General features: G+C 70.9%; 18 protein-coding genes. 7 read left to right on the top strand and 11 right to left on the bottom strand.

Annotated elements, in window-relative coordinates:
* Window positions 1-161: 161 nt before the first annotated feature.
* A complete protein-coding gene (locus VIM26_RS05630; RefSeq protein WP_331949367.1) occupies window positions 162-1,244 on the bottom strand; it encodes an alkene reductase in 1,083 nt (360 codons plus the stop codon).
* A gap of 171 nt (window positions 1,245-1,415) precedes the next feature.
* Here VIM26_RS05630 and VIM26_RS05635 point away from each other — a divergent pair, with 171 nt between their 5' ends.
* The gene (locus tag VIM26_RS05635; RefSeq protein ID WP_331949368.1) at window positions 1,416-1,985 is read left to right on the top strand and encodes a MarR family winged helix-turn-helix transcriptional regulator; all 570 of its coding nucleotides are present in this window, start codon (window positions 1,416-1,418) and stop codon (window positions 1,983-1,985) included.
* Here the strand turns inward: VIM26_RS05635 and VIM26_RS05640 are convergent.
* Both VIM26_RS05640 and VIM26_RS05645 read right to left on the bottom strand, forming a co-directional pair.
* Window positions 1,982-2,569, bottom strand: a complete 588-nt coding sequence (locus VIM26_RS05640; protein ID WP_331949369.1) for a hypothetical protein — start codon at window positions 2,567-2,569, stop codon at window positions 1,982-1,984. The genes VIM26_RS05635 and VIM26_RS05640 overlap by 4 nt on opposite strands.
* Before the next feature lie 268 nt (window positions 2,570-2,837).
* Window positions 2,838-3,608, bottom strand: coding sequence for a GNAT family N-acetyltransferase (locus tag VIM26_RS05645; protein ID WP_331949370.1), 771 nt, complete (start codon window positions 3,606-3,608; stop codon window positions 2,838-2,840).
* A 383-nt stretch (window positions 3,609-3,991) separates the two neighbouring features.
* Here VIM26_RS05645 and VIM26_RS05650 point away from each other — a divergent pair, with 383 nt between their 5' ends.
* Window positions 3,992-4,654 (top strand): hypothetical protein, encoded by a 663-nt coding sequence (locus VIM26_RS05650; RefSeq protein WP_331949371.1) that lies wholly within the window; start codon window positions 3,992-3,994, stop codon window positions 4,652-4,654.
* Here the strand turns inward: VIM26_RS05650 and VIM26_RS05655 are convergent.
* A complete protein-coding gene (locus VIM26_RS05655) occupies window positions 4,599-5,237 on the bottom strand; it encodes a TetR/AcrR family transcriptional regulator (RefSeq protein WP_331949372.1) in 639 nt (212 codons plus the stop codon). The genes VIM26_RS05650 and VIM26_RS05655 overlap by 56 nt on opposite strands.
* A gap of 184 nt (window positions 5,238-5,421) precedes the next feature.
* Here VIM26_RS05655 and VIM26_RS05660 point away from each other — a divergent pair, with 184 nt between their 5' ends.
* Window positions 5,422-7,710 carry a glycoside hydrolase family 3 C-terminal domain-containing protein gene (locus tag VIM26_RS05660; protein ID WP_331949373.1) on the top strand — a complete coding sequence of 763 codons (2,289 nt, stop codon included), beginning with the start codon at window positions 5,422-5,424 and terminating at the stop codon, window positions 7,708-7,710.
* A 4-nt stretch (window positions 7,711-7,714) separates the two neighbouring features.
* On the opposite strand, the gene VIM26_RS05665 is transcribed toward VIM26_RS05660, so the two are convergent.
* The 4 genes from VIM26_RS05665 to VIM26_RS05680 all read right to left on the bottom strand — a co-directional run bounded on the left by VIM26_RS05665 (window position 7,715) and on the right by VIM26_RS05680 (window position 12,586).
* Complete coding sequence (locus VIM26_RS05665; RefSeq protein ID WP_331949392.1) at window positions 7,715-10,099, bottom strand: excinuclease ABC subunit UvrA; 2,385 nt, start codon at window positions 10,097-10,099, stop codon at window positions 7,715-7,717.
* 244 nt (window positions 10,100-10,343) lie between these two features.
* Complete coding sequence (locus VIM26_RS05670; protein ID WP_331949374.1) at window positions 10,344-11,186, bottom strand: HAD family hydrolase; 843 nt, start codon at window positions 11,184-11,186, stop codon at window positions 10,344-10,346.
* 252 nt (window positions 11,187-11,438) lie between these two features.
* Window positions 11,439-11,894, bottom strand: a complete 456-nt coding sequence (locus VIM26_RS05675) for a PTS sugar transporter subunit IIA (protein WP_331949375.1) — start codon at window positions 11,892-11,894, stop codon at window positions 11,439-11,441.
* A 245-nt stretch (window positions 11,895-12,139) separates the two neighbouring features.
* Window positions 12,140-12,586 (bottom strand): peptidoglycan-binding protein, encoded by a 447-nt coding sequence (locus VIM26_RS05680; protein ID WP_331949376.1) that lies wholly within the window; start codon window positions 12,584-12,586, stop codon window positions 12,140-12,142.
* A 442-nt stretch (window positions 12,587-13,028) separates the two neighbouring features.
* On the opposite strand from VIM26_RS05680, the gene VIM26_RS05685 reads away from it, so the two are divergent.
* Genes VIM26_RS05685 through VIM26_RS05695 form a run of 3 tightly spaced genes read left to right on the top strand, consistent with a single transcriptional unit; the run spans window position 13,029 to window position 15,306 of the window.
* The gene (locus VIM26_RS05685; RefSeq protein WP_331949377.1) at window positions 13,029-13,838 is read left to right on the top strand and encodes an amino acid ABC transporter substrate-binding protein; all 810 of its coding nucleotides are present in this window, start codon (window positions 13,029-13,031) and stop codon (window positions 13,836-13,838) included.
* A gap of 24 nt (window positions 13,839-13,862) precedes the next feature.
* Window positions 13,863-14,531 carry an amino acid ABC transporter permease gene (locus VIM26_RS05690; RefSeq protein ID WP_331949378.1) on the top strand — a complete coding sequence of 223 codons (669 nt, stop codon included), beginning with the start codon at window positions 13,863-13,865 and terminating at the stop codon, window positions 14,529-14,531.
* Window positions 14,518-15,306, top strand: a complete 789-nt coding sequence (locus VIM26_RS05695; protein ID WP_331949379.1) for an amino acid ABC transporter ATP-binding protein — start codon at window positions 14,518-14,520, stop codon at window positions 15,304-15,306. The genes VIM26_RS05690 and VIM26_RS05695 overlap by 14 nt, the downstream gene beginning before the upstream one ends.
* 27 nt (window positions 15,307-15,333) lie before the next feature.
* On the opposite strand, the gene VIM26_RS05700 is transcribed toward VIM26_RS05695, so the two are convergent.
* The gene (locus tag VIM26_RS05700) at window positions 15,334-16,839 is read right to left on the bottom strand and encodes a phospholipase D family protein (protein WP_331949380.1); all 1,506 of its coding nucleotides are present in this window, start codon (window positions 16,837-16,839) and stop codon (window positions 15,334-15,336) included.
* Between the two features lie 398 nt (window positions 16,840-17,237).
* Between VIM26_RS05700 and VIM26_RS05705 the strand changes: the two genes are divergently transcribed.
* Complete coding sequence (locus VIM26_RS05705; RefSeq protein WP_331949381.1) at window positions 17,238-17,660, top strand: hypothetical protein; 423 nt, start codon at window positions 17,238-17,240, stop codon at window positions 17,658-17,660.
* A gap of 73 nt (window positions 17,661-17,733) precedes the next feature.
* Here the strand turns inward: VIM26_RS05705 and VIM26_RS05710 are convergent, their stop codons facing one another.
* The gene (locus VIM26_RS05710; RefSeq protein WP_331949382.1) at window positions 17,734-18,867 is read right to left on the bottom strand and encodes a PLP-dependent cysteine synthase family protein; all 1,134 of its coding nucleotides are present in this window, start codon (window positions 18,865-18,867) and stop codon (window positions 17,734-17,736) included.
* Window positions 18,860-19,873 carry a homocysteine S-methyltransferase gene (mmuM, locus tag VIM26_RS05715; RefSeq protein ID WP_331949383.1) on the bottom strand — a complete coding sequence of 338 codons (1,014 nt, stop codon included), beginning with the start codon at window positions 19,871-19,873 and terminating at the stop codon, window positions 18,860-18,862. Before mmuM ends, VIM26_RS05710 begins: the two co-directional genes overlap by 8 nt.
* Between the last annotated feature and the right edge of the window lies 1 nt (window position 19,874).

The raw sequence follows: 19,874 nt of genomic DNA on the forward strand, positions 1-19,874 counted from the left end.
CTCCCACCGTGTGCAGGAGCAGCAGTGGCGCGCCGGTGAACCGGCCGCCGACGTGGCCGTGATTCGCGCGGAACTCCGCGATCACGGGCGCGTTGTAGTCGACTGCGGGTGGCACGGTCATCCCTTTCCAGCAGGCTTGCGCTGTCGCAAGCCTGCTATGCTCAGGCCGCTGCGGCCTCGTCCAAGGTCGGGTAGTCGGTGAAGCCGTGGGCGTCGCCGCCGAACGCCGTCGAGAAGTCCGGCGCGTTGAACGGTCCGCCGACGGCGAGCCGGGCGGGCAGGTCCGGGTTCGCCAGGAACAGCGCGCCGAACGACAGCAGGTCGGCAGCGCCGTCCTCGATCAGGCGCAGCTGGTCCAGGCCGGTGAACGAACCGGGGGTGGCCGGGTTCAGCAGGAACGTGCCGTTCCACTGCGCACGGAGCTGCGCGGTCAGCTCGAGGTCGGCCGACTCAAGGACGTGCAGGAACGCCAGCCCCAGGGGGTTGAGCGCCGCGAGCAGCGCTGGGTAGGTCGCCTGGTAGTCATCCTCGACGATGTCGTTGATGGGGTTCGCCGGAGAGATGCGCAGCCCCGTGCGGTCGGCACCGATGGCATCGACGACGGCGCGGGCGACCTCGACGGTCAGCCGGATGCGGCTCTCGACCGAGCCGCCCCACTCGTCGTCCCGCAGGTTCGCGTTCGTGGACAGGAACTGGTGCAGCAGGTAGCCGTTCGCTCCGTGCAGCTCGACGCCGTCGAAGCCCGCGGCGATCGCGTTGCGTGCCGCGGACACGAAGTCGGCGATCGTCTCGGCGATGTCCGCCGCGGTCAGCTCGCGGGGAGTCGGGAGGTCCTTGGGTCCGTCATGGGTGTACGAGCTGCCCTTGGCGGCGACCGGCGAAGGGCCGACGGGGTTCATCGGCTCGGCGTACAGGCTCGAGTGCCCGATCCGGCCGGAGTGCATGAGCTGGGCGAAGATCAGTCCGCCGTTCTCGTGGACCGCGGCGGTGATCTTCGCCCACTCCTGCACCTGCGCCTCGCTGTGCAGGCCCGGCGTGTCGGGGTAGCCCTGGCCGACGAACGACGGCTGGATCCCCTCGGTGATGATCAGTCCGGCGCTGGCCCGCTGCGCGTAGTACGTCGCCATCAGCTCGGTGGGGGTGGCGCCCGGACCGAAGGCACGGCTGCGGGTCATGGGCGACATCACGATGCGGTTGGCCAGGGTGCGGCCGCCGACGGTGACGGGATCGAATGCTGTGCTCATGTGGGGCTCCTCGGTGGTCGGTGTCGAGCGTTACTTGCTCGAACAGGCAATCACACGATCTCATTCCCGTCCAACCCGCTCACACGCTCAAAAGGGCTCTCGCTGCTCAAGCAACCAACGCGGCTAGACTGGGCGGTTTCCACGAGGTACCCACGAGGAACGGAGGGCGCGATGTCTGATCCGACGACCCACGTGCCGGCGGGGCCCACGGCCGCCGCCGGTGGACCGGTCAGCTACGCGATCTTCCGGGTCGCCCGGCTCCATCGCGAGCAGGCCGGCAAGCTGCTGCGGGAGGTCGGGCTCTACCCCGGCCAGGAGATCCTGATGATGCACCTGTGGGACACCGGCCCCCAGCGCCAGGCCGACCTGGTCCGGCTCCTGGACTCGGACGCCGCGACCATGACGCGGGCCGTCCAGCGCCTCGAGCGAGCCGGCTTCGTGCGGCGCACCCCGAGCCCGACCGACCGGCGCTCCACGATCATCGAAGCCACCCCCGCGAGCGCGCCGCTGCGCACCGCGGTGGAGCAGATCTGGGAGCAGCTGGAGCAGGCCACGACGGGGGGGCTCGACGCTGCCGGATGCGCGGCGACCATCGAGGCGCTCGGCGTCGTGGAGCGCAACCTGATCGCGGTGTGCCGCGGCGATGGGCGAGCCTGCCCCAGTGAAGATTCGTCCGGAGAGGCCTCGTCCAGTGGAGCCTCGCCCGCAGAGGCCTCGTCCGGCGGTGAGAGTACGAGCTAGCGAGGCGACGTCAGCGGGATCGGGGTGCCCCGCGGAAGGTTGGGCACGGTGTTGAATACGCCCACGCCACCGCTCACAGAGACGCCTCGGACCGTGCAAGCGGGCGTGATCGTGAAGCACTTCGGGCCGAGGAATGCGTTGAACTCCTGCCCTTCCAGTTGCGCTGTGACGCTGCAGAACTCGCCGACGCGCGGGTGCCTGACACATCGAGGAGTCACCTCGGTCGCGCCGATCCGCCTCAGCTTGGCAGCGAGCGCACGAGCCGTCGCGACAGGTGACGCATTTCCCTGCCAGCAAAGTCCACCCGTGACGGAAACAGCCAGGCCCGGCGCACACTCGTCAACCCCGTCAGGCAGCGTGATGGTCGCCAGCGCCTCGGCAGCCGGCAGGGCCTGCTCCAAGACTGCCTCAAAGCGCGCGTCCTCCGCCGCCGACGTGCGCTCGTCCTGGTAGCTCTGGTAGGCGTCCACCACGACGGGCACCACCGCGGACGCCACCCCGTACCAGGTCGCGCCCAGCAAGACCCCCGCGAGGGCAACGGCAAATGGCCAACGAAGTCGCATGTCCCACCCATCGGCACCCATCTGCGCAGCGTGAGTCGCGGCGAGGGCATATCTCCTCACTTTGAGCGGGGTGGTCGGTCGACATCACCTCGCCGGCTGAGCACCGTCCGAATTAATCGGACCACCACGCGGCAGGCATTGTTCGCCCGCGCGCCCCGGCCGAGCCGCCGAGTTCGTCATTTTGCCCTCGAGTTCGCCGTTCTGAAACGGCGAACTCGCGTCGGAATGGCGAACTCGAGTGCACATCCTCCCTGGCGCTGGGGCCACGAAACCGCTGCCCGGGCCCGGACTAGCCGGGGAACACGAACGGCGTCGTCGTCGCGAGCTCCACGAAACCTAGCCTGCGCAGGATCGGCCGGCTGTCCGGGGATGCGTCGACCTGCAGGTAGCGGAACCCGCGCGCCGCGGCGAGGGCTGCGCGGTGCGCCACCATCGAGCGGAACACGCCGCGCCGGCGCCAGGCCGGCAGGGTTCCGCCGCCCCAGATGCTGGCGAAATCGGTGCCCTCGCGGAACTCCACCCGTCCGGCGGCGACGGCGGTCCCCTCGAACGAGGCGATCACGGCCGCGGCCCCGGGCGGGTCCTGCGAGAGGGCGGCCAGCACCTGCGCACCCAGCTCGGAATGGTCCCCGCCGAAGACGTCGTCGTGCACGCGCACCAGCGCCTCAACCCCTCGCGCGTCGGTCACCGCCAGCAGCTCGATGCCCGACGGCGGCGACACGTCCAGGGCGAGGTCCGCGATCTCCGCGACCATCAGCGCCTCGGCAGGCTCGGGGGCCAGGCTGGCTGCGAGGAGTCGCGCGGCCAGGTCGGACGGCTCGTCGTAGCTGTAGTGCTTCCACTCCCACGGCCGCGCGAGCTCGGCGAACCGGTCGACCTGCGCGGCGATGGCGGCGTCGGCGGTCGAGCCATCGAGGTCCGACCAGGTCACCCCCGCCCACCCCGCGGACAGGATCCGCACCACGCCGTCGGCGCGCTCCACGACCTCGTGCGGCCCGCTCGGCCCTGGGTGCCGGCGGATCTGGGCGTCAAAGGCCGCGAGGACGGCATCGGGAGTCATGCCGGAAGCCGACCACGAACTCGTGATCCAGCCAAGCCATTAACTCTCGCTGACGCGCCGTGCTCACGACGGATCGGAAGTCGACACCGGGTGAGCGTATTCGGTCGCGGTCTCGCGGTCGACCGTCTCGATGTGGCTCTGTGCAGCGCTCAGTGCAGCCAAAGTGCGCTGGGGGTGCACGTTCGATGCACTGAGCGACGCACAGAGACCCGACACCGATCCCCGCACCCGTAACGCCCGGGTAACGGGCTCTCGCGACCCTCGAAACGAGCCAACGGGTCGACCTTCGAGGGGGAATGGTGAGCGCGGACGAGAATCGCACACCGCAACGACCGCAACGGGCCGCCATCCTCACCGGCTGCGCCGGGCTCACGGTCGTCGGAATGCATTGGTTCGAAACCCCGTCCGAGCTCAGCGGGGGCGCGAACGGTTCGATCCTGCGCCGGTATCTCGAGGACAGCCTGGACCTCATCGGCCGGGGCGTGATGGCACAGACGGTGGCCTTCGGCGCGCTGGTGCTGTTCGTCGTCGGCCTGCACTCCCTCGTGCGCGACGCCGAGTTCCCGGGCCGCTTGCTGAGCGATCTGGCCGGGCTCTCCGGGGCACTGGTGGCGGTCTGGTTCTGGCTCTCCGGGGCCCTCGCCGCGATCCCACTCGTGCTGGCCGACGACGACGGCAGCCTCGCCGGATACAGCAACCAGGTCCTGCTGTCCCTCGATCCGCTCGATCGTCTCGGGCAGACGTTCGGCGCCCTGGCGACGGTCCCCCGCGGACTCCTGGTCCTCGCGGTGTCGATCCTCGCCGTCCGGACGCGGTTCCTTGCCCGCTGGGTCGGCTACGTCGGCCTGGCCGTCGCGGTCGTCTCGCTCGGCGCGGTCGTCGTCGCGCCGTTCTCGCTCGTCGGCCCGCTCGCCTTCATGGTCTGGATCCTGCTCGTGAGCGCGTTCCTGCTGGTCCGCGCGGTGCAGGACCGACGCCGCGCGGTCGCCGTCAGGCCGACGGAGTCGGTGCTCGGGGGCCAGTGGCACCGGGAAGCGGCACCGTGAGCAGATCCGCGAGGTGGGCGCGGAGCGTCGTGGCCATGTCGACGGAGCGCCGGTCGAGCAGCCACTGCACCTGAAGCCCGTCCATGACCGCGATCAGCACCACGGCCGCTTGCTCCGGCCGAATGCCCGGGCGCAGCGCACCTTGCGCCTCCGCGAGCGTGAACGAGTTCGTCATGCGGGCACGGCTCTGGGCGTAGCGACGCACGAAGAAGGCGTGCGCCGGATGATCGGCCGCCACGGCCTCGGTGGAAAGTGCCGCGTAGAGCTCGACGATCCCGGGCACCTCGGCGTTGTGCGCGACGAGGTCGACGAGGCGCCCGAGCTGCTCCACCCCCGAACCCGCCGTGAGCGCATACCGATCGGAGTCGACGGCGTCGCGGTGCTCGAGCACCGCCGAGAGGAGCAGCTCCTTGCTCGCGAAGTGGTGCAACAGCCCGGGGTGGGACAGTCCGCACCGCGCGGCGATCTCACGCAGGGACGCCGAGCGGTAGCCGACCTCGCCGAACAGTGCCATCGCCGCCTCGAGAATCTGCTTGCGCTTGGCCCGCCCCTTCGCGTAGCCGCGCTGCACCTCGATCGTCACGAATCCTCCTCCTCGCCCAACAGCCGTGGTCGCGTCTCCCGCGAAGCCTATGTCGATCAATACCTACCGATCGGTCGGGTTTGCCGCTAGGCTGCCAACAGCGACGGACCATGGTGATCACGAACAACCGACGCACCGGTCCGGACCCGACCCGTCATGACCCGCACCCGAAGGAGTTCCGCGCATGACCGCCCAGCTCGACCGCTCCCCCCGCCTCGACATCCCCACCCTGCTCACCAGCCTCACGCTGGAGGAGAAGGCCGCCCTGCTGGACGGGTCCGACTTCTGGCACACCGAGCCGGTCCCGCGGCTCGGCATCCCGGCGGTCATGGTGACCGACGGGCCGCACGGGCTGCGCAAGCAGGCCCAGGAGGGCGACCACCTCGGCATCGGGGACAGCGTGCCGGCCACCTGCTTCCCGCCCGCGGCCGGGCTCGCCTCGACCTGGGACGTCGAGCTGCTCACCCGGGTCGGCGCGGCGCTCGGCGACGAGTGCCGTGCCCAGCAGGTCGCCGTCCTGCTCGGCCCGGGGGTCAACATGAAGCGCTCGCCGCTGTGCGGGCGGAACTTCGAGTACTTCTCCGAGGACCCGCTGCTCGCCGGCGAGCTCGGCGCGTCGCTCGTGCGCGGCATCCAGAGCCGGGGCGTGGGCACCTCGCTCAAGCACTTCGCGGCCAACAACCAGGAGACCGAGCGGATGTCCGTCTCCGCGGAGGTCGACGAGCGCACCCTGCGCGAGATCTACCTGCCGGCCTTCGAGCGCGTGGTCACCACGGCCAAGCCGTGGACCGTGATGTGCTCGTACAACAAGGTCAACGGCGTGTACGCCTCGGAGAACCGCTGGCTGCTCACCGACGTGCTGCGCGGGGACTGGGGCTACGACGGCGTCGTCGTCTCGGACTGGGGCGCCGTCAACGAGCGCGCGGCGGGCGTGCACGCGGGCCTCGACCTGGAGATGCCGTCCTCCAGCGGAGCCGGCGCGCGCAAGATCCTCGACGCGGTCGCCACCGGCACCCTCTCGCTGGCCGACGTCGACCAGGGGGTCACCCGGGTCCTCGGCCTGGTCGACCGGGCCCTGCCCGCGCTCGCGCCCGGCCAGACGTTCGACGTCGACGCGCACCACGCCCTGGCGCGCGAGGCCGCGGCCGCGAGCGCCGTCCTGCTCAAGAACGACGGCGCGATCCTGCCGCTCGACCCGCGCACCGGCGGGACGATCGCGGTGATCGGCGAGCCGGCCCGCACGCCCCGCTACCAGGGCGCCGGCAGCTCGCAGGTCGTGCCCACGCGGCTGGACGACTCGCTGACCGCGTTGCGCGCGGCCACGGACGGATCCCGCGAGGTCACGTTCGCGCCCGGGTTCGTGGTGGAGGCGCAGGAGGCCGACCCGAAGCTCCTCGCGCAGGCTGTGGCGAACGCGCGCGACGCCGAGGTCGTGGTGCTCTTCGCGGGCTTGCCCGCGTCGCATGAGTCCGAGGGCTACGACCGTGCGCACCTGGACCTGCCGGCGCCGCAGGTCGACCTGCTGGCGGCGATCGCGGCGGTCAACCCGAACGTCGTCGTCGTGCTGTCCAACGGGTCCGTCGTCTCGCTCGCGCCGTGGCGCCGCCACGCGCGCGCCGTGCTCGAGGGCTGGCTGGGTGGCCAGGCGGGCGGCAGTGCCGTCGTCGACCTGCTGCTCGGCGCGGTGAACCCGTCCGGCAAGCTCGCCGAGACCGTGCCGGTGCAGTACGCCGACAACCCGACGATCGGCGCTTTCCCCGGTGAGCACGGGACGGTCCGCTACGGGGAGGGCCTGCTCATCGGCTACCGCTGGTACGACGCGCACGCGCTCGAGGTCGCCTACCCGTTCGGGCATGGCCTGTCGTACACGACCTTCGAGTACTCCGACCTCGCCACGACCGTGCACGACGACGGCGCGGCGCCCTCGCTCGAGGTCTCGCTCACGGTCGCCAACACCGGCGCGGTGGCCGGTCGAGAGACTGTGCAGATCTATGTCGCGGACCCCGAGAGCTCGGTCTTCCGCCCGGAGCAGGAGCTCAAGGCGTTCACGAAGGTGCACCTCGAGCCGGGCGCGTCCACGCGGGTGAGCCTGACGCTCGACGCGCGCGCGTTCTCGTTCTGGCACACACCGCTGGGCCGCTGGGTCGTCGAGGGCGGGGACTTCCAGATCCGCGTCGGGGCCTCCTCGCGCGACGTCCGGCTGACCGCCGTCGTGCACCTCACGGGTGACGACCTGCGCGCGCCGCTGTCGCCGGACTCCCCCGTCTCGGCCTGGCTCGACCACCCGGTCGCGGGACCGCGGCTGCTCGCCCGGCTCGGCACCGGCGAGCTGGCGGACATGCTCTTCGACGCGCAGCATGGGGAGATGATGCGCGCGATCCCGCTGGTGCGGCTCGCCCGCTTCCCCGGCTTCCCCGTCCCCGAGCAGGACCTGGCCACCCTGGCGGCCGATGCCAACGCGCCGACTGCCTGACGCCTCAGGCGCCGACGTACGCCGCCAGGTGCTCGCCGGTGAGGGTGGAGCGGGCGGCGACGAGGTCGGTGGGGGTGCCCTCGAAGACGATCCGCCCGCCGTCGTGACCGGCGCCGGGGCCGAGGTCGATGATCCAGTCGGCGTGCGCCATGACCGCCTGGTGGTGCGCGATGACGATCACCGACTTGCCGGAGTCGACGAGCCGGTCGATCAGGCCGAGCAGCTGCTCGACGTCGGCCAGGTGCAGGCCCGCGGTCGGCTCGTCGAGGACCAGGACGCCGCCCTTCTCGCCGAGGTGGGTGGCCAGCTTGAGCCGCTGCCGCTCGCCGCCGGACAGCGTCGGCAGCGGCTGGCCGAGGCTGAGGTAGCCGAGCCCGACGTCGGCGAGCCGGTCGAGGATGGCGTGCGCCGCCGGCGTGCGCGCCTCGCCCGCGCCGAAGAACACCTCGGCCTCGGTCACCGACATCGCGAGCACCTCGCTGATGTCCTTGCCGCCGAGGTGGTACTCCAGCACCGAGTCCTGGAACCGCCGGCCCTCGCACTCCTCGCAGGTGGTCGCGACCCCCGCCATCATGGCCAGATCCGTGTAGATGACGCCGGCGCCGTTGCAGCCGGGGCAGGCGCCCTCGGAGTTCGCACTGAACAGCGCCGGCTTCACGCCGTTGACCTTGGCGAACGCCTTGCGGATCGGGTCGAGCAGCCCGGTGTAGGTCGCGGGGTTGCTCCGCCGGGAGCCCTTGATCGCGCCCTGGTCGATCGACACCACACCCGCGCCGGCGGGGATCGAGCCGTGCACGAGCGAGCTCTTGCCGGAGCCGGCGACGCCGGTGACGACGACGAGCACCCCGAGCGGGAGGTCGACGTCGACGTCGCGCAGGTTGTGCTCGTTCGCGCCCCGGATCTCGAGGGTGCCGGTGGGCGTCCGCACCGTCTTCTTGACGGCGGCCCGGTCCTCGAGGTGACGACCGGTGAGGGTGCCGCTGGCCCGCAGCCCCTCGACGGTGCCCTCGAAGCAGACGGTGCCGCCCGCTGTCCCGGCGCCGGGGCCGAGGTCGACGACGTGGTCGGCGATCACGATCGCCTCCGGCTTGTGCTCCACGACCAGCACCGTGTTGCCCTTGTCGCGCAGCGCCAGCAGCAGCTCGTTCATCCGCTGGATGTCGTGCGGGTGCAGCCCGATGGTCGGCTCGTCGAACACGTAGGTGACGTCGGTGAGCGAGGACCCGAGGTGGCGGATCATCTTCACGCGCTGCGACTCGCCGCCGGACAGCGTGCCCGACTGGCGGTCGAGGCTGAGGTAGCCGAGCCCGATCTCGACGAACGAGTCGAGGGACGCCCGCAGCGCCCCCAGCAGCGGCGCCACCGACGGCTCGTCCAGGCCGCCGACCCACGCGGCCAGATCGCTGATCTGCATGGCGCAGGCGTCCGCGATGCTGACCCCCGCGATCTTCGAGGATCGAGCGGCCGCGGTGAGCCGGGTGCCGTCGCAGTCGGGGCAGACGGTGAACGTCACCACGCGCTCCACGAAGGCGCGGATGTGCGGCTGCATCGCCTCGACGTCCTTGGACAGGAATGACTTCTGGATCCTCGGGATCAGACCCTCGAACGTCAGGTTGATGCCCTCGACCTTGATCTTGGTCGGCTCCTTGTACAGCAGGTCATGGAGCTCCCGCTTGGTGAACTTGCCGATCGGCTTGTCCGCGTCGAAGAGCTGGCTGAAGATCCGGCCCCACCAGCCGTCCATGCTGTAGCCGGGGATCGTGAGCGCTCCCCCGTTGAGCGACTTGCTGTCGTCGAACATCTGGGTCAGGTCGAAGTCGGTGACCGAGCCCCGGCCCTCGCAGCGCGGACACATGCCGCCGAGAATGCTGAAGCTACGCCGCTCCTTCGTCGTGCTGCCACCCCGCTCGATGGTCACCGCGCCGGCTCCGCTGATCGAGGCGACGTTGAAGGAGAACGCCTGGGCCGAGCCGATGTGCGGCTGCCCGAGCCGGCTGAACAGGATGCGCAGCATCGCGTTGGCGTCGGTCGCGGTGCCGACGGTGGAGCGGATGTTGGCGCCCATCCGCTCCTGGTCGACGATGATCGCCGTGGTCAGCCCGTCGAGCACGTCGACGTCCGGTCGCGCGAGGGTCGGCATGAAGCCCTGCACGAAGGCGCTGTACGTCTCGTTGATCATCCGCTGCGACTCCGCGGCGATCGTGGCGAACACCAGCGAGCTCTTGCCCGAGCCCGAGACACCGGTGAACACCGTCAGCCGGCGTTTCGGGATCTCGATGCTGATGTCCTTGAGGTTGTTCACGCGAGCACCCTGGACCCGGATCAGATCGTGGCGGTCGGCAACGTGCTGCGCAGGCGACCGCGGGTCCGTCCTGGTGTCCGTGCTCATCGTGTCTCCCTTGGTCGGGCGGTTCATGGGTCCTGAAGCAGCCCGAGGGACGTTGCCGTCGGGGAAGGTCACGGTGGCCACCAGGCGGCCGCCGCCGACGTCGTGCGCGGGCTCCGCCACGGTGGCACCCGCGGGTGATGCCCATGACCGTCAGGCTAGTTGCGGCTCGGTGACCTGCGCTTCTCGAATCCTGCTCGGTTCGGCGGCGGACCCGAAGATCGGGAAGGATGTGAGCGCGCCGCGCTCACATCCTTCCCAAAACCGGCCGTCGAGACAGCAGGTCGTCGAGGACCTGGGCGACGCCGTCGTCCGCGGCGGGGGGCGCCAGGTGGTCCGCCGCGGCGATCGCGTCGGGGTGGCCGCCGGACATCGCGTAGCTGGTGCCGGACCAGCGGAGCATGTCGACGTCGTTCGGCATGTCGCCGAAGGTGACCACGTCGGCGGGATCGATGCCCCACGACGCGGCGAGGTCGCCCAGGCTCGACGCCTTGGTCACGCCGAGCGGGCCCATCTCGAGCAGCGCGATCGCCGGGCTCGAGTGGGTGGGCGCGACCAGGTCCGTGACGTGGATCCGGCCCGCGGCCAGCAGGGCGTCGGGGGTCGATCCGGGGCTGAACGCGACCAGCTTGATGATCGGCTGGTCGTCGAGGAGCTCCTCGATCGTGGACGCCTCCAGCTGCTCGCCCGGCTCGAGCGCCCGGGGCGCGAGCCCCTCCACGCGAGGCCCGCGGGCCGCCTCGTACCCCGCCTCGACGAACACCGAGTCAGGGGTCTCGAACGCGAAGACGATGTCGGGCACGACCGCGCGCAGCCGCCGGGCGACCTCCCGGACGACGTCGTTCGGGATCGGGTGCAGCATGACGATCGCGTCGGTCCCGAGGTTCACGGTGATCGACCCGTTCGCGCAGATCGCGACGCGCGAGTGCGCCATCGCCGCGACCACCGGCTCGAGCCAGCGCGGCGGCCGGCCCGTCACGTAGACCACCACGACGCCCGCCTCCTCGCAGGCCCGCAGGGCGTCGGCGGTGCGCGCCGAGATCGTCCTGCCGTGCGGAATGATCGTTCCGTCGAGGTCGGTCGCGACCATGCGGAGTCTGCGGGGCGCCGGGTACGGGAGCGGGAGCGACACGAAGATTCAGGTCTCCATTCTCGCCGACGGTGCACCGTCGGTGCGGGGGCGGCACCGCCTGCGATCGGGGGCGGCTACGTTCCCCCAGTATCCCAGCCGCCCAGAGCCGGCCGTCCGCTCCGGGCTCCAGGACGTGTCAGACGCAGCGCGCACCAGGGACCGCGCTGGGTCTGACACGTGTCGATGTTCTTCGCCGGGCCACGCCGTGGTTCATTCCGGGGTCGCGCTTCCTTGGATGACCGCCGAGATCTCGGCGGTGGTGCGCGCGGCGAGGAGGCGGGTTCGGCGCTCGCCGTCGATCAGCAGGCGGGCCAGCTCCATCAACGTGCCGAGATGACCCTGGTTGTCGACGGCGGCCAGGCAGATGAACAGGTCGATGGGGTGCAACGGGTCGTCGTTGAGCAGCACGGACGGCCGCACGCGCAGGCTCGACAGACCGGTCGCGACCACGCCGTCCTCGGGCCGAGAGTGCGCGAGCGCGATGCCGAAGCCGAGGTCGATGTACGTGCCGCCGGCCGCGATCGAGTCGATCATCGCCGCCACGTAGTCGCGCGTGATCGCGCCGTTGTCGAGCAGCGGTGCGGCGACCCGTTCGACGGCGTCGCGCCACTGCGTGACGTCATCGGCGAACAGGGTGGTTTTGGGCGTGAGGTAGTCGCAAAGCACGATGTCGGCTCGTTGTCTCTCTACTGGAGGAGATGAAGAAGGTCAGGAGTTGGAGGCGACCTTAAGCAACTTCTCCCCGGGGGCGACACCCCGGTGCTCCGCCCCGGCGAACCGCAGCCGGTACCGCGACTCGACCACTCCGCGTAGAGCGCGGCCGATACAGAACAACCGCCGAGAAGTCGATTTCCGCCCGTCCGAACCGGATCTTACGGGCGGAAATCGACTTCTCGGCGCCGCGGGGTGGGTCAGAAGGAGAGCATTCCGCTGACCAGGGCTCGCCAGGTGACGGCGCCGACCTTGCCGTCGGCGGCGAGGCCGAGGGCGCTCTCGAAGCCGCGCACCGCGGCGTCCGTCACCGGGCCGAAGATGCCGTCGACCTGCGGACCCTGGCTCGGGTCGCCGGACAGGTTGCGGAACTGGAACTCCTCCTGGACCCCGCGCACGGCGTCACCGGTGCTGCCCGAGAGCACCCGGATGAAGACGGCGGTCCACGTGTTGGCGCCGACGACGCCGTCCACGATGAGGCTCTTGTCCGCCTGGAACGAACGAACCGCGGCGTTCGTGTTCGGCCCGAAGATGCCGTCCACCACGACGGGGTGCCCCTGCGCACGAAGCAGGTACTGCAGGGTCTTCACGGGATGTCCCGCGCTGCCCTGCTTCACCAGCGGCCACGGCTGAATCGGATCGCTCATCATTGCCCCCTCGTCAGGTCCGGCCCCGTCCCCGATGGACGGCACCCAGGCTCCGGTTTCCGAACCTAGCGCGGCGTCGTTGGAAGCGCTCCCGGAGGCGTTCGGGTGCTCTCGTCCGGGCACCGGTCTAGGGCCGACAGGTGGATGGTCGCGTCTCGCTGGCTGACCCGAGGACGGGGCGCGCGGGCGCCCGTGGTGCACTGGGGGCATGTCCGTTCACCTCACCTGCAGCTCGCCCACGGCCCGCGCCGCGGCGAGCGGGTGTTGTCGGACCATTCACTCCAGCTGTTGAGCTGAGCCCGCGCCCATCCGGCGCCGGCACGACGGACGACCTGCGTCCGGCAGTTTCACCCCCGTACAGACCGAGCGGCTCCCTTCCGTGGCGCCGTCGGGCACCTCGATCACGACCCGTCCCTGGCGGCACCCCTCTGGAAGGCCCCCCATGAAGAACCCGAAGATCACCCTCGTCGCAGTCGTCGCCCTGGCCGCGCTGGCCCTGACCGGATGCTCCTCGGCCGGCGCCGCGGGCAAGGACGACTCGCTGACCAAGGTGCAGCAGGCCGGCACGCTCACGGTGGGCACCGAGGGCACCTACCGGCCGTTCTCGTACCACGCGGGAGGCTCCGGCAAGCTGACCGGCTACGACGTCGAGGTGGTGCAGGCCGTCGCGAAGAAGCTCGGCGTCTCCGCGACGTTCCAGGAGACCCAGTGGGACGCGATCTTCGCCGGGCTCACGGCCCACCGGTTCGACGTGATCGCCAACCAGGTCTCGATCACCCCCGAACGCCAGGCGTCCTACGTCTTCTCCACGCCGTACACGTACTCCAAGGGCGTCATCGTCGTACCGCAGGACAACACCTCCATCACGTCGTTCGGCTCCCTCAAGGGCAAGACGACGGCCCAGTCGCTGACCAGCGAGTGGTACGCGCTCGCGCAGAAGAGCGGCGCGAAGGTGCAGGGGGTCGAGGGCTGGTCCCAGTCCGTCGCGCTCGTCGAGCAGGGCCGGGTGGACGCGACCGTGAACGACAAGCTCACCTTCCTGGACTACAAGAAGCAGACCGGCGCGAAGGGCCTGAAGGTGGCGGCCGAGTCCGAGGCCACGTCCCGCAGTGCGCTGGCGTTCGCGAAGGGCGGTTCAGCGCTCGCGAAGGCGAGCAGCAAGGCCCTGGACGCCCTGGCCGCGGACGGCACGCTGACCAGGCTCTCCGAGAAGTACTTCGGCGCGGACGTCTCCGTGGACGCCGCGAAGTAGGGCGGCGATCGACGAGTCACGGCGATGAACCAGTCCCCCGTCGACCTGTTCTGGAGCTCCCTGTGGCCGATCGTGCGCGGGGCGATCACCGGCACCATCCCGCTCGCCCTGGTGTCCTTCACGATCGGGCTGCTGCTCGCGCTCGTGCTCGCGCTGATGCGGCTGGCCAGCAGCCGGTGGTTGTCGGGCCTCGCTCGCGCGTACATCTCGGTGGTCCGCGGCACGCCTCTGCTGGTGCAGCTGTTCGTGATCTTCTACGGGCTGCCGTCGGTCGGGGTCGTCATCAACCCGTGGCCGAGCGCCGCGATCGCGTTCTCGCTCAACGTCGGCGGGTACGCCGCCGAGGTCATCCGGGCCGCGATCCTGTCGGTGCCCCGGGGCCAGTGGGAGGCCGCGTACATGATCGGCATGTCGCACCGTCGAGCGCTGACCCGGATCATCCTGCCCCAGGCGGCGCGGGTGTCCGTGCCGCCGCTGTCCAACACCTTCATCTCCTTGGTCAAGGACACCTCGCTCGCCTCGCTGATCCTGGTCACGGACCTTTTCCGCGAGGCACAGCAGGCGGCCGCGTTCAGCCAGAAGTTCATGCTGCTGTACCTGGAGGCGGCGCTCGTCTACTGGGTCATCTGCCTCGTCCTGTCGACGGTGCAGGGATCCCTCGAGAAGAGATTGGACCGCTATGTCGCCCACTGATCCATTGCCCACCGACTCGTCGGCCCCCCTGCTCACCGTGCGCGGCCTGCGCAAGAGCTTCGGCAACAACGAGGTGCTCAAGTCCATCGACCTGACCGTCGACCGCGGCCGGGTGCTCGCCCTGATCGGACCGTCGGGCTCCGGCAAGACGACCGTGCTGCGCTGCCTGAACGGCCTGGAGCTGGCCGACGGCGGGACGATCGACGTCGGCGGGGAGCTGTCCCTCGACTTCACGACCGCGCCGGCGCGGAGCCGGCTCGCGGCGCTGCGCGACCGCTCGGCCATGGTCTTCCAGCACTACAACCTGTTCCCGCACAAGACCGTGCTCGAGAACGTGATCGAGGGCCCGGTCATCGTGCAGCGCCGCCCGGTCGCCGAGGTGACGACCGAGGCGCTCGCCCTCCTCGACCGGGTCGGGCTGACCGAGAAGCGCGACAGCTACCCCCATGAGCTGTCCGGGGGCCAGCAGCAGCGGGTGGGAATCGTGCGCGCGCTCGCGCTCAAGCCCCAGCTCCTGCTGTTCGACGAGCCGACGTCGGCCCTGGACCCCGAGCTCGTGGGGGACGTGCTGCGCCTGATCAAGGAGCTCGCGCACGAGGGCTGGACGATGGTGATCGTGACGCACGAGCTCGAGTTCGCCCGCGAGGTCGCGCACCGGGTGGCCTTCGTCGACGGCGGCAGGATCGTGGAGCACGGCGACCCGAAGACGCTGCTCCGGGACCCGCAGCACGAACGGACCAAGCAGTTCCTGCACCGGCTGCTGCACCCGTTCTGAGCCACCGGCGAACGCGATCAAGGGCGTTCAGGAGCAGGTGGTCTCCAGGTTCATGATCCCGCTGATGTCCGGTGCGAGCGGCAGCGGGCGCTCGCTGTCGACGTAGTGCACGACGGCGTGGTGGACCTGCTTCGGCGCCTGCGGCGTCGAGGCCGCCTCGTCGGGCCACCGCGCGAGGGCCTCGATCGGGTCCTCCAGCAGCCCCGAACCGCCGAGCCCGAGGTGCTCGGACCAGAGCGCGACCCGGAGGTCCTTGGCGAACCGGCAGACCGAGACCGGTACCCCATCCATCGCCGACGGCACGACGTCGTCGTCCACGACGGCGATCGAGAGCTCGGAGTCCGACGTCTGGGAGCGGCGGCTGATGTTGGACGAGCCGATCACCGCGAGGCAGTCGTCCACGATCATCACCTTCGCGTGCACGTAGATGTCCGTGCCCGCCTCGTTGCGCAGGTCGAAGACGAACACGTTCTCCGGGCGGTCCTTGCGGAGCAGGTCGAGCACGTCCTGCTGCATCTGGTTGTGGTACGGCCCGGTCAGGGCGAGGTCGTTGCGGTGGGCGAGCACCAGGATCACCTTGACGCCGCGCAGGGTGGCCTCGTGCAGCTTGGTCACCAGTCCACCGGGACCGCGGGTGAAGTCGCCGGTGCACGGCCAGAGGTACTGGTCCTCGAGGTAGACGTAGTGCTCGGCGCGCTCGATGGCCCGCTCGTAGCCGAGTCGCACGCTCTGCTCGCCGTCGGGCAGGAACGACGACGGCCCGCACGCGAGGGTCCGGAGCAGCTGGACGTGCTGGGTCGAGACGGCCGGCGGCTCGGGCGCGCGGGCGGTGATGGGTTCCGGCACGGTCGGCCCGGGCAGGGTCGGGACGCCGTGCGCGGGGGTCGGGTCGTTCCACCGCTCGGTGAAGTTCTGCCACACCTGGGCCACGGCCGGTCCGCGGATCGCGGAGTGCACGTCGTGCCAGCCGTCGAACACGTCGCGGGTCCGGCCCGGCGCCTGGTCGTGGTCCGGCGTGTCCCACCGGTCCGGTGCGATGTCGATGCCCCCGACGTACGCCCAGTCGTCTCCGTCGCTGCTCAGCGCCGCCGACTTCTGGTGGTGGGAGGACGCGAACACGTTCCGCTTGTCGAGCACGGCCGTGGCACCGGCCGCGTTGGCCTCCTCGACGAAGGAGATGTTGTCCGCGATCTGCGAGGATCCCAGCACGCCGCCACCGCCGCTCCCGCCGCCCATCCCGGCCAGCCAGGTCAGGGACCGCACCGTGACCCCGCGCGCGGTCAGGTCCCGCACCAGCTCCAGCAGGGTCGGGGCGCCCGGGACGGTGGGTTCGAGCTGTAGGTTCCCGGTCGCGCGCCAGGCCGTCAGGTGCAGGTAGTCCCCGGACCGCTGCGCGGCCAGGCGGGCCGCCAGGTGGGCGAAATAGGCCTCGCCGTCGACCAGCGCCGTCACCTCGTTGCCCGAGGTGAACGCGGGGCTGCGCGCGATCTCCCCCTCGGGCAGGAACCAGGTGTGCGGATCGGTGTGGGCCAAGGTGTCTCTCCGGTTCGTCAAACGGTTGAGCTGTCCGCGGTCCGTGCGGGTCCGCACCCGAATGCTGTCATCCGCCCGGCCCGAGTTCTCCCGTTTGGACAGCGCGGCGGGTGGCGGTGGCGTGAAGACTTCTCAGCACCCGGTTTCGGGCGCCGACGTTGCCAACCGAGACCGGTCACCGCAGATTCCCCCCTGGATCGGCCGGGCTCCCCCGGGCTGCCGCTCGCACGCGGGTCCGCCCTCGCAAGACTTCACCCGCACGGCCGCAGAATCAGCCGCGCGTGCAGGCGTAGCGTCCGCTTTGTCCTGTATGAGTGGTTCCGGGGGAGAGGAATCGCGGTCCCGGCGTGAGTTGAAATCCCGGTGCACCGAGCACCTCACCGACCAAGGAGCAATCCGTGAAAAAGCTACTCGCACTTCTCTGCGTTGGGGTCCTGACGATCCTGGGCTTCAGCGCGATCTCGTCTGCGTCCGCTTCCCCGCACTACACGAACACCGTCACCTACTCGGGCCAGGGCCTGAATTCCGACGGCACCCTCCAAGACAACCGCTGCGCCGACGGCGTGGCGCCCTACCTGCTCTTCGTGCTCACGGCCAACAAAGCCACGGCCGCAGACATCACCCTGCCGTCCGGAACGTTCGCGATGGTGCAGTCCGGTAACGGCTCGTTCAAGTACCAGGCCGCGTACCAGGACCCCAGCGCCCTGATCGGCGTCGCGGTCGCCAGCTACAACGGCGTCAAGACCAACGCCCAGTTCGTGATCAGCCACGGCTGCCCGGGGACATTGACGTCCTCGAGCCCGTCGCCGTCGGCGTCCTAGCTCGACGCACCGAGCGGGGCCTCGCCTTCGGGTGGGGCCCCGCTCCTGCGCGCTGCCGAGCGGTGCGCCTGACCTACGGGCCGAGCCGACCTGAGCCGAGGAATCCGTCGAGCTGGGCGGCGTACGGCGCCGGGTCGATGCCCTGCCGGGCGAGCCACTCGTCGTCGTACAGGGTGCCGCGGTAACGCTCACCGCCGTCGCACAGCAGGGTGACGACGCTGCCGTGCTCGCCCCGGGCACGCATGCCGGCGATCAGCTGGAGGGCGCCCCAGAGCGCGGTCCCGGTCGATCCGCCGACCGAGCGGCCCAGCTGGTCGGTGCACCAGCGCATGGCCGCCACGGAGGCCGCGTCGGGGACCTGGAACATCGCGTCGATCACCGTCGGCAGGAACGACGGCTCGACGCGCGGTCGGCCGATGCCCTCGATGCGCGAGCCCGCATCCGTGACGTGACCGACGTCGCGGGCGGCATAGCCACCGAAGAACGCGGAGTTCTCCGGGTCGACCACGCACAGCCTCGTCGCGTGCCGCCGGTAGCGCACGTAGCGCCCGATGGTCGCCGACGTCCCGCCGGTCCCCGCGCCGACGACGATCCACTCCGGGATCGGGTACCGCTCCTGGGCGAGCTGGGCGAAGATCGTCTCCGCGATGTTGTTGTTCCCGCGCCAGTCCGTCGCGCGTTCGGCATACGTGAACTGGTCCAGATAGCGCCCGCCCGTCTCGGCCGCGAGCCGGCGGGACTCGGCGTAGATCTCGCCCGGTGAGTCCACCAGGTGGCACTGGCCACCCTGGAACGTGATCAGTGCGATCTTCGCGGCCGACGTGCTGCGCGGCATCACGGCGATGAACGGCAGCCCGAGCAGGCGCGCGAAGTAGGCCTCCGAGACCGCCGTCGACCCCGAGCTCGCCTCGATGATCGTCGTGCCCTCGCCGATCCACCCGTTGCACAGGGAGTACAGGAACAGCGATCGCGCGAGGCGGTGTTTGAGACTGCCCGTCGGGTGCACGGACTCGTCCTTGAGGTACAGGTCGATGCCCCAGTGCGCCGGCAGCGGGAAGGTGAGCAGGTGCGTGTCCGCGGACCGGTTGCTGTCCGCCTCCACGATCCGCACGGCGTCGCTCAACCACGCCCGGTCGACCGGGCACTGGGCCTCCCAGGTGCCGGGCGGCAGGCCCGACCCACCGGAGGCGCTCGTGGTCTCAGACATCGGTCACCGACTGCTCCTCCGTCTTCTGGCTGCGAGCGCGGCGCTCGAGCGCGGCCACGATCTGGGCGATCTCGTCGGCCCCGACCCGGCAGCAGCCGCCGACGAGGCGCGCGCCCGCGTCCACCCAGCTCGCCACCAGGTCGGCCGAGAAGCCCGCCGAACCGCGCCACCGGCGGGCCGCGCCGTCCCAGGTCTCGCCCGAGTTCGGGTAGACGACGACCGGCTTGCCCGACGCCCGCGCGGCAACCCGGACCGCGGCCAGCACCCCGGCCGGATCGGTGCAGTTCACGCCGACCGCGAGCACATCGTCGACGTCGGCGGCCATCGCGAACACCTCGGCGGCGTCCTCGCCCAGCCGGGTGCGCACCGAGCCGTCCGGATCGGTGACCGTGGTCAGCGAGAGCCAGGCCGGGACCCCGAGCTCGGCCACCTCGAGCAGCAGCGCCTCGGCCTCGGCGGCGGCCGGGATCGTCTCGATCGCGAGCAGGTCGGGCGACGCCTCGAGCAGCGCGTCGATCCGCGGCCGGTGGAACGCCCGCAGGTCGCCGACGCTCAGCGCGCCGGCGGCGCGGCCCGTCCAGCCCGGGGCCGCGTACGCGCCCGTGTACTCCTCGCCGTGGGCGAGGACCGCGCCGTAGGGGCCGATCGAGGCCGCGACCCAGGCCTGACCGGCGAGCCCCTGCTGCTCGACGGCGGCGCGGGCCAGGTCCACCGACCGGCGCATCAGGGCCGCGGCCTGCTCCGCCTCGATGCCGACGGCGGCGAATCCGTCGAACGAGGCCTGATAGCTCGCCCCGATCGCAACCCGCGCACCCGCCTCGAAGTACCGCCCATGGACGGCCTCGATCGCGCCCGGGTCATCGCGCAGCAGGCGCGCGGACCACAGCGCGCCGGACAGGTCGAGGCCCGCGCTCTCGAGCGCGTTGGACAGCCCGCCGTCGAGCGGCACGACGCCGTCGGCCATGGCCCGGGTGAGGCCGTGCGCACCGGAAAGTCCGACGGACATG

This window comes from Pengzhenrongella sp. (genome assembly GCF_036565025.1).
Classification (GTDB): domain Bacteria; phylum Actinomycetota; class Actinomycetes; order Actinomycetales; family Cellulomonadaceae; genus Pengzhenrongella.